Source organism: Ruegeria sp. C11 (assembly GCF_056537725.1).
Genome location: NZ_JBQFSB010000010.1, coordinates 187,207 through 197,191 on the forward strand (window position 1 = coordinate 187,207; position 9,985 = coordinate 197,191).

Below are 9,985 nucleotides of genomic sequence, written 5' to 3' on the forward strand. Positions count from 1 at the left end.
TTATACCCATGGAAACCAACAACACATGACGGCAGCGCGGCAGGGCAGATGAGTCTCTTTCAACTGATTCTCGTGGCAGTGATTCAGGGTATCACCGAATTTCTGCCGGTTTCGTCCTCGGGCCATCTGATCCTGCTTCCCAGCCTGACAGGGCTGGATGATCAGGGTCAGATTATCGATGTTGCCGTCCATGTCGGTACGCTGGGTGCAGTCATCCTTTATTTCTGGTCCGACGTTAAGCAAGCCCTGATCGGGTTGCCCCGGGCGCTGAGCGGACGACTTGATACCACCCAGTCCCGACTTGCGATGGGTTTGATCATCGCCACCATCCCTACGGTTATCGCTGGTGCCATACTCCACTTTACCGGGCTGAGCGACGCCATGCGGTCCATCACGGTCATCGGCTGGACAATGCTGGTGTTCGGGCTTGTCCTTTATTGGGCGGATCAGAAAGGTCCGCAAACAAAACAGGCGGGTGATTGGGGGCCAAAAGACGCATTTGTCATGGGGCTGTGGCAGATTCTGGCATTGATCCCGGGTACATCCCGCTCAGGCATAACGATTACCGGAGCCCGTCAGCTGGGCTACAACCGCGAAGACGGCGCACGGCTGGCGATGCTGATGTCCATTCCGACGATTCTGGCATCCGGCGTGTTGCTCGGGGCCGATGTTGCAGTCAACGCGGATACCGAAGTGGCTCGTGACGCCGCCATCGCCGCCATGTTCTCTTTTATCTCTGCATTGCTGGCGCTCAGCCTGATGATGCGCCTGCTGCGAAGCGTCAGCTTTACGCCCTATGTGATATACCGTGTGATCCTGGGCATTGTTCTGCTGGCAATTGCGTACAGTTGATCAGATCCGCAGGTTGCCAGCAGAATTCTGAATGTCGTCGTACTGACCTGCAGGACGGAATTTCCAAAGATATTCCGGGAGAATGGATTCCATTGTTGCGGGTTCGATCCCCAGTTCGGCAAATCCAGCTGCGCCTTCGGACACAACATTGTCGTTGCGCAGATTTTTCAACTGATCCCGGGTTAGGATGTTGTTCGGGAAAAGCTGAAAGCTGACGAACTTGGCGATATCCAGCACACTCGCCATGATCCGCGCCACCCAGAAGGGAAGCCCGATGACAACCCGGCGGCGGTGGATCACCTCAAGCATCTGATTCATCAGCGCCCGAAAGGATTTAACCTCGGGGCCGCCCAGTTCATAAATACCGGGTGCCGCGTTACCTTGAACCCCCTTGACCGCCGCCCGGGCGACATCATCCACGAAAACCGGTTGGAACTTCGTCTCAGCTCCGACTACAGGCAAAAACGGTCCAAAGCGCGTCATACCTGCAAAGCGATTGAAAAACTGATCCTCGGTTCCAAAAATGACCGACGGGCGCAGGATCACGGCATCGGGCAAATAATTCTGAACCGCCGCCTCGCCCCCGGCTTTCGTGCGGGCATAGTCACTTGCCGCATCGCCGTCAGCGCCAATTGCCGAGATATGGACCATCCGCTTGATGCCCTGTTCGGACGCAAGTCTTGCGATCCTTTCGGCCCCGTCGGTCTGCACCTCATCAAACCCGTTCTTGCCAAGTTCGTTGAGGACGCCGACGCAATTGACCACCGCATCCGCTTCCTGCATCGCCAGCGCGACCGAAGCATCATCACGGATATTGCACAAAACGGGTTCGACCTGGCCAACAACACCGTATGTCTTGACGAACATCGCCTCATTGGGGCGCCGAACCGCAACCCGCACGCGCCACCCTTCGTTTGCCAACCGCCTTGCGATATAGCGGCCAACGAATCCCGATCCACCATAAATCGTGACCAGTTTGGACATGAGAAGGGCTCCTGCTTTCTGGGTCTCGGTCCGATGTACCGTCCAAGCGAGGTCCGAACAAGGCGCAATAACGCCGCGCATTCATCAATCACATGCATTTTCCGGCAGGATTCCATGGTCTTCCAAGGCAGCACACCGAGGTCATAGAAAAACTTTCAAAAAACATTCCGAATCTGGTTGACGCCTCCCGCCCATAGGCTTAAACGCCCCTCCACGACACCTGCCCAGGTGGCGGAATTGGTAGACGCGCTAGCTTCAGGTGCTAGTGTCCGTATGGACGTGGAGGTTCGAGTCCTCTCCTGGGCACCAAATCTTTCCCTAAGATACTGAAAAACAAACGGTTTTCTACCGCCCTTTCTGCACCCCCCCGTTTTTTCGTTGATACCCGGCCTGTTCAGGCCCCGTTGATACTTACCTTGCCGACATACGGCAGAAACCGGCAAAAAGGTCTGTGCCCGTCAGTTCTGCAACACCAGCCTTCTACTTATTTGGAAGAGGGTTTTGACTTGCTTCTTGGCGTCTGGGGGCTGCTACTTGATCCAAAAGAAAGTGCCCGAGCCCTGCGCGGGCCCGTCCTCGAATTGAGGCTGGCTATCTCTCTTTCACCTGCATCCAGCCGAAGCCAACGGGAAGCCCGGCTTGTTTCCTGCATAACGTATAGGGGAGCAAGTGGGCATAGCATCTAGGTGCTGTGTTGATTTGGAGATTTATTTAGCAACTCTCAGGTGAAACCCTTACCCATTTGTTCGCGCAAATTGGCGCGTTCTTGACAAAATATAGGGCAATACTCACAATTTCACTTGATGCTATTACGCGTCGTTAGGGGGGGACATGAATTTTAAGAGTACAGTTTCTGCAGCCTTAATTGCAGTTGGGTTAATAGTATTTTCATCCGGAACCGCGAGAGCTTTGACATATCATTTTACGGCCACGGTCAGCAGCCTAAATGATGGAATTGGACAGCTTGGATCGATTGGTCTTGGAGTTGGATCACTCGTCAGCGGTCATTTCACTTACGATCCTACCGCCTTGCCAAGTTCAACCACTGCAACTGTCGGAGACTACCAGTCAGCCGTGACAAATCTGACCGCTTCGTTTGGGGGGGTAACTATGTCTTCTCCCGGAAACAATATTCAAACATATAATGATGTTGCTGGTACCGGGGACGGTTTCAATTTGGTTGTTAATACATCGGCGACTGGCAATGGAGACGCGGGCACCGGACTTGGATACGGTATTGTCGAATCTCAGGTTTTTCTCACTAGCTCAAACCTCTCTCTCTACAATTCCACAAGTTTGCCTAATAGTTTGACGCTATCTGATTTTGACAACAATGCGTTTTTTTACTTTGCTGGCCGGGCTGCAGGCAGCATCATACCAACGGACCATTTTGTTGCACAGCTAACATCGCTGTCTCAAGTCGCCCCTGTACCACTTCCTGGTACGGTATTTTTGCTGCTGGGCGCGCTTGGAATTTTGGGAGTTGCTAGGCGAAAGAAAATGCAGAGGTGCGATTACGTGCCTGCTTAGCGCTTCATGCACATCTTTGTTTCGCCTGCACACAAACAGAGTACCGCGTAGCGCATCGGGAAAAAAAATATCTTTGGGGTTGTGAACCGGGTACGGACGATAGCCGCAAGCTGGAGGAATAAGGGCGAAATGACTCGCCCTGTTAAACCAAGCGCGGCCTGCCTTATACGACAACCTCGATAGGAACCTGGCTGCCCACGCCAAAAACACGCTTATAGCGTTCGATTTCACCTTCCGGCCCCATTGCCTTTTCCGGGTTGTCCGACAGCTTCACCGTAGGTTGCCCATTGGCCGAGATGGCTTTGCAGACAAGGGAAAACGGTGCAAGACGATCCTCAGGAACAAGCCCACGAAAATCATTTGTCAGAAGCGTTCCCCAACCAAAAGACACCTTGGTTCGATGCGCGAACTGGGTGTGAAGCTCTTTTATCTTGTCCACATCAAGCCCGTCCGAGAAGATGATGCGCTTTTGTTTCGGGTCTTCACCGCGGGACTTCCACCAGTCTATGGCGATATCGGCACCAGTCGCCGGGTCGCCGCTGTCCACGCGGATGCCGGTCCAGCCAGCCAGCCAGTCCGGCGCGCGATCCAGAAAACCTCGTGTGCCATAGGTGTCCGGCAGGATGATGCGCAGATTGCCGTCATGTTCCTCGTGCCAGTCGCTCAGCACGTCGTAAGGGGCCTGGGCGAGTTCCGCGTCGGTTTCGGCCAGTGCTGAATAGACCATGGGCAGCTCGTGCGCATTGGTGCCGATCGCCTCAACCTCGCGCCGCATGGCGATCAGGCAATTCGAGGTTCCGGTGAAAGACGTTCCCAACCCCTCGATCATTGCCTGCACACACCAGTCCTGCCACAGAAAGGAATGCCGCCGCCGGGTGCCGAAATCCGCGATGCCAAGTCCGTCAACCGAGCGGAGGTTTTCGATCTTTTCCCAGACGCGGGTCATGGCCCGGGCATAAAGCACCTGCAACTCGAACCGTCGCATTTCGTTCAGCACTGCCCGCGACCGCAGTTCCATCAGGACCGCCAGCGCCGGGATTTCCCACAACATGACCTCGTGCCATTTGCCCTCAAAGGTCAGTTCGTACTGATTGCCTTTGCGTTCAAGGTGATACGGCGGCAGGCGCAGGTTTTCGAACCACTCCATGAAATCAGGCCGAAACATCTGGCGCTTGCCATAGAACGTATTGCCACGCAGCCACGTGCTTTCACCGCGGCTGAGGCTGAGCGAACGGATATGATCCAGTTGCTCTCGCAATTCGCCTTCATCGATCAATTCCGCCAATGGAATGTGATTCGAGCGGTTAATCAGTGAAAAAACCACGTCCGTTTGGGGTTTATTTCGAAACACTGACTGGCACATGAGGAGTTTGTAGAAATCCGTGTCGATTAAAGACCGGACAATTGGGTCGATCTTCCATTTGTGGTTGTAGACACGCGTCGCAATGTCGACCATGTGAAGCTCCTGCCATTTCCGTTGTTAGATCAATCGCGACGATGAATGGCAAGAGTGGCCGATTTGGTGACAATGCCGTTGTCGCGACACAATACCGGCATAATGAGTTAAGATTTCACCTCTAGTTGGGGTGGTGGGATGGAATAGAATGTTGAGTTGGTGAATGGGTCTCAAGTACGACTTTGATATAGTAACGATTGCACCTGACGACACATACGAAGGCAATGAAGGCACGGATATCGCAAAGGAAAACGTGCCTGCAAAAACAGCTGAAGGTGTGCCGACTGCATTGTTCCGCGATGTTAAGACCGCGGATGCGTTGCGTGCTGCGTCTCCGAATATCCGGCAGATTTTCCTTGATGCCGGTTTCAGGCTGAATACCTCTGACAGCGGGGTTCCTTGCGGGTTCTTTCCGGCGGACGACGCGCCTGAACGCATCCGGATCCTCCGCAGGCTGTTTGCAAATATCAGGAAAACGCAGTTGCGGGGTGAATATTGCGGTGAGTTCGACTTTTCAGAGCTGTTCCGCAATATCAAGGAAACAAGGCCGCTGACCGCTGCGTTGCCTGATCTGGCGACACCGCAACAGCTACCTGAAAAGGCTCAGCCGGAACGGCCTACCGTCGTCTGGAGGATCGGGTTCGCCCTTGGATTGGCCGTCGTCCTATTTGTTCTGATCAAGTTCCTTGTGTCGGCAGGCATCCTGTGACCGCTGTTCAAGCCAGTTGAACACCTGCGGCTTGCATAGCCTCTGCTGCAGCCGCAAGCGAACCGCCCAGATCAATCGCCCGGCATGCATCCATTTTCACGGTGACGTCAAACCCCAACCTGGCGGCGTCCACGGCCGAGAAGTGGACGCAGAAATCGGTGGCCAGCCCGACGAGTGTCAGTCGGTCTATTCCCCGAGTGCGCAGGTACCCCTCCAATCCGGTCGGCGTGGTCCGGTCATTTTCGAAAAACGCCGAATAGCTGTCGATGCCTATGCGAAAGCCCTTGCGAATTATCAGGTCGCCATCGGTCCGCAGGCCAGAATGCAACGCCGCGCCGGTTGATCCCTGAACGCAATGGTCGGGCCACAGAACCTGCGGACCATAAGGCATTTGAACCTGATCGAACGGGTTTTTACCTGCATGAGAGCTGGCAAAAGAAGAATGCCCCGCCGGGTGCCAGTCCTGCGTCAGGATCACGGCGTCGAACCGGTCCATCATGGCGTTGATCGTGTCGACAATCTCGTCTCCACCGGGCACGGCCAGCGCACCGCCGGGGCAAAAATCGTTCTGAACGTCGATCACAAGCAGGGCGTGGGTCATGGCGGTCTCCTGTATCTTGCCTTATCGGTAGGGCGGACCGCCAACCGCGTCAATCGTGTCCCTTGCGACTCTGCCGGCCTGACGCTAGATCGCGCGCATGTATACTATTGCCGCTCTCTATCACTTCACTCGTTTCGAAGATCCCGCTGCGCTGAAACCTGCTCTGCTTGCTTTGTGCGCCGAGAATTCGGTCAAAGGCACCCTGCTGCTGGCGCATGAGGGGGTCAACGGCACGATTGCGGGACCGCGTACCGGGATTGATGCGGTACTTGCCCACATCCGCGCATTGCCGGGCTGTGCGGATCTGGAATGGAAAGAAGCGACCTCGGATCATCCCCCTTTCGGCAAGATGAAAGTGCGGCTGAAAAAAGAGATCGTGACGATGGGTCAGTCGGATGTCGATCCGCGCGCCAGCGTTGGGCATTATGTCGAGCCGCAGGACTGGAACGAACTTATCCGTTCGGATGATGTTGTGGTTATCGATACGCGCAACGATTACGAGGTTGCGATCGGCACGTTCGAGGATGCAATAGACCCTAAAACGGAGAGTTTTCGGGAATTTCCCGCTTGGTGGGAGGAAAACAAGGACCGCTTTCACAACAAGCGCGTTGCCATGTTCTGCACAGGCGGTATCCGCTGCGAAAAATCCACCAACTTCCTGCTGGGGCAAGGGGTCGAGGATGTCTATCACCTCAAAGGCGGTATTCTGAGATACCTCGAAGAAATGCCCGCAGAGGAAAGCACTTGGCAGGGCGAGTGTTTTGTTTTCGACAACAGGGTGTCTGTCGGCCACGGATTGGTCGAAGGCCCGCATGAGCTTTGCCATGGCTGTCGTCGCCCGATCCTGCCCGAAGACAAATTGAAACCGGAATACGAGCATGGCGTCTCGTGCCATCTGTGTGTTCACGAAACATCGGATCAGGACAAAATGCGCTTCCGTGAGCGTCAAAAGCAGATTGGCCTTTCGCGCGCCCGTGGCGAAGAGCATCTGGGCAGTCAATAAGCGCGTTTCCATAAGGGGTTGCGGCACAGGCGCCGGCATTGGATGATCAGGGCCAGCCGCAGCATTTGGGAACGAACATGCCACAGGATCCGACAACGCTCGAAGAATGGAAGTCGACCCTGCTGGCCGCGCTCGGCCTCGTTCTGGTCAGTTTTCTGGCCTATTACGCGCTGTCCCATCTGAGTGAGGCCACTGCGGGCGATACCGTTGGTGCCATTGCAACGATCGGGCTGACGATCTGGCTGTTTTCACAGACCTGGTATTACATGACGCAGGTCAGGTCGCCCAAACGACAACTGCTGCTGATGGGAATATCCTTTATTCAGGTCGTCCCGTTTCTGTTTGCAGCAGTCTACGGATCATACGGTTACTCCGATATCTGCGTCGTAGGGGCCAAAGGTCCGATGGATGTCCTGTACTTTTCGTACGTGACCTTCACCACCGTGGGGTTCGGCGATTTGCGGCCATTGGGCCTGTGCCGCGCCCTTGCGGTTGCCGAGGCGATCACAGGGTACATTCTGCTTGGCCTGTTTGTGGCCGCGGCCGTTGGGCTTTACGGCCGCACGCACCGCCAATCCTGACGGCAGTCGCGCGTTATTTGTTGCGGTCGATCCATTCGGACATCAGGTGCTTGTCGCGGAAACACTCTGACGGAATCGGGCGGCGTTTGTTGCGCGCAATGCGTTCGGCAAAGGCAACTTGCTTACCGGTTGGGTAGTTGGCAAACGGCGACGTGTCCTGCGGCTTGTGGGCCGATATCCAGCTGGACAATGCTCTGCGATCCCGCTGCGCCTCAACCGGGATTTCAAGCGCCGATTTCTCGGCTATCGCGCGGGCATAGCGCATCTGCTTTTCGGTCACAGGAAGCAGGTGGTAATCATTGCTGGGACCGTTCAAGGCCGATCTGTTTAAGGAGTGGGTCATCAGATGTTTCTCCGCTCATGGAGAACATATGTAGAACATTTGTGTAAATTTTTCAAGAGAACCACTGGTGTTCATGGCGGATTATCGCTGCCAATACGGTTTTATTGACTAGTCAATCAATAATCGATACGCACAATTTGACGGTACAAAACCGGCCGGATGCGGCCGTATTCAAGGAAAAGGAACCGGCATGAAGTTTCAGCCCAGCGGAAGCCATTTCATCGACGGGGAATATGTCGAAGATACCAGCGGTCAGCCGATTGACGTGATCTTTCCTGCAACCGGAGAGGTCATCGCGCGCCTGCATTCTGCGACACCGAAGATTGTTGAACAGGCTCTAACAAGTGCAAAAACAGCTCAGGCCGAATGGGCGGCGATGTCGGGAACGGAACGTGGTCGCATCCTGCGACGGGCTGCCGACATCATGCGCGTACGCAATCGCGAACTGTCGATCATCGAAACACACGACACCGGCAAGCCGCTTCAGGAAACGCTGGTGGCGGATGCGACAAGCGGGGCCGATGCGCTGGAATATTTCGGCGGGCTGGCAGCATCGCTGACAGGAGAGCATATTCCGCTGGGTGGCGGTGATTTTGTTTACACCATCCGCGAGGCGCTGGGTGTTTGCGTAGGGATCGGGGCGTGGAACTATCCGACCCAGATTGCCTGCTGGAAAGGCGCCCCGGCGCTGGCCTGCGGCAATACGATGGTGTTCAAGCCGTCTGAAACCACGCCTCTCTCCGCGTTGCAGGTGGCCGAAATCCTGATTGAGGCTGGCGCGCCCAAAGGCGTCTACAACGTGGTTCAGGGCTATGGCGATGTGGGTGCGTCGTTGGTGACCGATCCGCGTGTGGCCAAGGTTTCACTGACAGGGTCGGTGCCTACAGGCCGCAAGGTCTATGCCGCCGCCGCAGATGGCATGAAGCACGTCACCATGGAACTGGGCGGCAAATCCCCAATGATCGTCTTTGACGATGCCGATATCGAAAACGCCGTGTCGGGCGCGATATTGGGCAATTTCTATTCCTCGGGGCAGGTCTGTTCGAACGGGACCCGCGTGTTTGTGCAGAAAGGCATCAAAGAGGCGTTCCTGAAACGCCTGTCCGAACGTTTGGCAACCGCAAAAATCGGCGATCCTCTGGACGAAGAGGTCAATTTCGGGCCGATGGTCAGCGAAAACCAGATGAATATCGCGCTGGGCTATGTCGAAAAGGGCCGGACCGAAGGCGCACGGCTGGTCTATGGCGGCGAACGGATCGAAGGTGATGGGTTCTACATGCAGCCAACCGTTTTTGCCGATGTAACGGATGACATGACCATCGCCCGCGAAGAAATCTTTGGTCCTGTCATGTCGGTTCTGGATTTCGATACCGAAGAAGAAGTCATGGCCCGCGCCAATGACACAGAATTCGGGCTGGCCGCCGGGGTGTTCACCAATGACCTGACCCGCGCGCACCGCATCGTGGCCGGGTTTGAGGCGGGCACCTGCTATATCAACACCTACAACCTCGCCCCGGTCGAGGCGCCGTTTGGCGGCTCGAAAATGTCCGGTGTCGGGCGTGAAAACTCGAAGCTGGCGATCAACCACTTCAGCGAGATGAAGACAGTCTATGTCTCGATGAACGACGTCGAAGCGCCTTACTAAGTGAAACACGCGCTGGCCGGATGAAAGTCAATTCCGGCCAGTTGCGATCCATTCCCGACATTTCACGTCGGGAACAGAGCATAAGCTGACCCCAACCTGTGGCTGAATTTCCTGCAACGGGCGGTAACCGGACCGCGCCCAGATTTTCAGGAGTAAAGCCCAATGAAGACCCATGCACAGGCCGTTGTCGTCGGAGGTGGTCTTGTCGGTTGTTCGATTCTCTACCATCTTGCCAAGCTTGGTTGGACCGACGTTGTTCTGCTGGAGCGGGACGAGCTGAC

General features: G+C 55.5%; 11 protein-coding genes and 1 tRNA gene. 8 read left to right on the forward strand and 4 right to left on the reverse strand.

The window, feature by feature from the left end; translation table 11 throughout:
- Positions 1–48 precede the first annotated feature (48 nt).
- Complete coding sequence (locus tag ACR0NA_RS17765; protein WP_480731180.1) at positions 49–852, forward strand: undecaprenyl-diphosphate phosphatase; 804 nt, start codon at positions 49–51, stop codon at positions 850–852.
- Here ACR0NA_RS17765 and ACR0NA_RS17770 read toward each other — a convergent pair whose 3' ends face one another.
- Positions 853–1,836: a complex I NDUFA9 subunit family protein gene (locus ACR0NA_RS17770; RefSeq protein WP_480731182.1), complete on the reverse strand. Its 984-nt coding sequence runs from the start codon at positions 1,834–1,836 to the stop codon at positions 853–855.
- 222 nt (positions 1,837–2,058) lie between these two features.
- Between ACR0NA_RS17770 and ACR0NA_RS17775 the strand changes: the two genes are divergently transcribed.
- Together ACR0NA_RS17775 and ACR0NA_RS17780 are read left to right on the forward strand one after the other, a co-directional pair.
- Positions 2,059–2,145, forward strand: a tRNA-Leu gene (locus ACR0NA_RS17775).
- Positions 2,146–2,667: 522 nt separating this feature from the next.
- The gene (locus tag ACR0NA_RS17780; RefSeq protein ID WP_480731185.1) at positions 2,668–3,366 is read left to right on the forward strand and encodes a PEP-CTERM sorting domain-containing protein; all 699 of its coding nucleotides are present in this window, start codon (positions 2,668–2,670) and stop codon (positions 3,364–3,366) included.
- 163 nt (positions 3,367–3,529) lie between these two features.
- Here the strand turns inward: ACR0NA_RS17780 and pncB are convergent, their stop codons facing one another.
- A complete protein-coding gene (pncB, locus tag ACR0NA_RS17785; protein ID WP_480731188.1) occupies positions 3,530–4,822 on the reverse strand; it encodes a nicotinate phosphoribosyltransferase in 1,293 nt (430 codons plus the stop codon).
- Between the two features lie 163 nt (positions 4,823–4,985).
- On the opposite strand from pncB, the gene ACR0NA_RS17790 reads away from it, so the two are divergent.
- Entirely contained in the window at positions 4,986–5,531 is a 546-nt protein-coding gene (locus tag ACR0NA_RS17790; RefSeq protein ID WP_480731190.1) for a hypothetical protein, read from the forward strand.
- Between the two features lie 7 nt (positions 5,532–5,538).
- Here ACR0NA_RS17790 and pncA read toward each other — a convergent pair whose 3' ends face one another.
- The gene (pncA, locus tag ACR0NA_RS17795) at positions 5,539–6,132 is read right to left on the reverse strand and encodes a bifunctional nicotinamidase/pyrazinamidase (RefSeq protein ID WP_480731192.1); all 594 of its coding nucleotides are present in this window, start codon (positions 6,130–6,132) and stop codon (positions 5,539–5,541) included.
- Between the two features lie 97 nt (positions 6,133–6,229).
- Here pncA and trhO point away from each other — a divergent pair, with 97 nt between their 5' ends.
- Together trhO and ACR0NA_RS17805 are read left to right on the forward strand one after the other, a co-directional pair.
- The gene (trhO, locus tag ACR0NA_RS17800) at positions 6,230–7,135 is read left to right on the forward strand and encodes an oxygen-dependent tRNA uridine(34) hydroxylase TrhO (protein WP_480731195.1); all 906 of its coding nucleotides are present in this window, start codon (positions 6,230–6,232) and stop codon (positions 7,133–7,135) included.
- Between the two features lie 77 nt (positions 7,136–7,212).
- Complete coding sequence (locus ACR0NA_RS17805; protein ID WP_480731197.1) at positions 7,213–7,716, forward strand: ion channel; 504 nt, start codon at positions 7,213–7,215, stop codon at positions 7,714–7,716.
- Positions 7,717–7,729: 13 nt separating this feature from the next.
- Here the strand turns inward: ACR0NA_RS17805 and ACR0NA_RS17810 are convergent, their stop codons facing one another.
- Positions 7,730–8,059, reverse strand: coding sequence for a hypothetical protein (locus ACR0NA_RS17810; RefSeq protein ID WP_480731199.1), 330 nt, complete (start codon positions 8,057–8,059; stop codon positions 7,730–7,732).
- A 190-nt stretch (positions 8,060–8,249) separates the two neighbouring features.
- Between ACR0NA_RS17810 and betB the strand changes: the two genes are divergently transcribed.
- A complete protein-coding gene (betB, locus tag ACR0NA_RS17815; protein WP_480731201.1) occupies positions 8,250–9,704 on the forward strand; it encodes a betaine-aldehyde dehydrogenase in 1,455 nt (484 codons plus the stop codon).
- A gap of 162 nt (positions 9,705–9,866) precedes the next feature.
- Positions 9,867–9,985, forward strand: a 119-nt coding sequence (locus ACR0NA_RS17820) for an FAD-dependent oxidoreductase (protein ID WP_480731214.1), incomplete at its 3' end; no start/stop codon positions are given.

Coding starts and splice junctions, on each gene's coding strand:
- ACR0NA_RS17765 (WP_480731180.1), top strand. CDS start 49: ATGAGTCTCTTTCAACTGATTCTCGTGGCAGTGATTCAGGGTATCACC.
- ACR0NA_RS17770 (WP_480731182.1), bottom strand. CDS start 1,836: ATGTCCAAACTGGTCACGATTTATGGTGGATCGGGATTCGTTGGCCGC.
- ACR0NA_RS17780 (WP_480731185.1), top strand. CDS start 2,668: ATGAATTTTAAGAGTACAGTTTCTGCAGCCTTAATTGCAGTTGGGTTA.
- pncB (WP_480731188.1), bottom strand. CDS start 4,822: ATGGTCGACATTGCGACGCGTGTCTACAACCACAAATGGAAGATCGAC.
- ACR0NA_RS17790 (WP_480731190.1), top strand. CDS start 4,986: ATGGGTCTCAAGTACGACTTTGATATAGTAACGATTGCACCTGACGAC.
- pncA (WP_480731192.1), bottom strand. CDS start 6,132: ATGACCCACGCCCTGCTTGTGATCGACGTTCAGAACGATTTTTGCCCC.
- trhO (WP_480731195.1), top strand. CDS start 6,230: ATGTATACTATTGCCGCTCTCTATCACTTCACTCGTTTCGAAGATCCC.
- ACR0NA_RS17805 (WP_480731197.1), top strand. CDS start 7,213: ATGCCACAGGATCCGACAACGCTCGAAGAATGGAAGTCGACCCTGCTG.
- ACR0NA_RS17810 (WP_480731199.1), bottom strand. CDS start 8,059: ATGACCCACTCCTTAAACAGATCGGCCTTGAACGGTCCCAGCAATGAT.
- betB (WP_480731201.1), top strand. CDS start 8,250: ATGAAGTTTCAGCCCAGCGGAAGCCATTTCATCGACGGGGAATATGTC.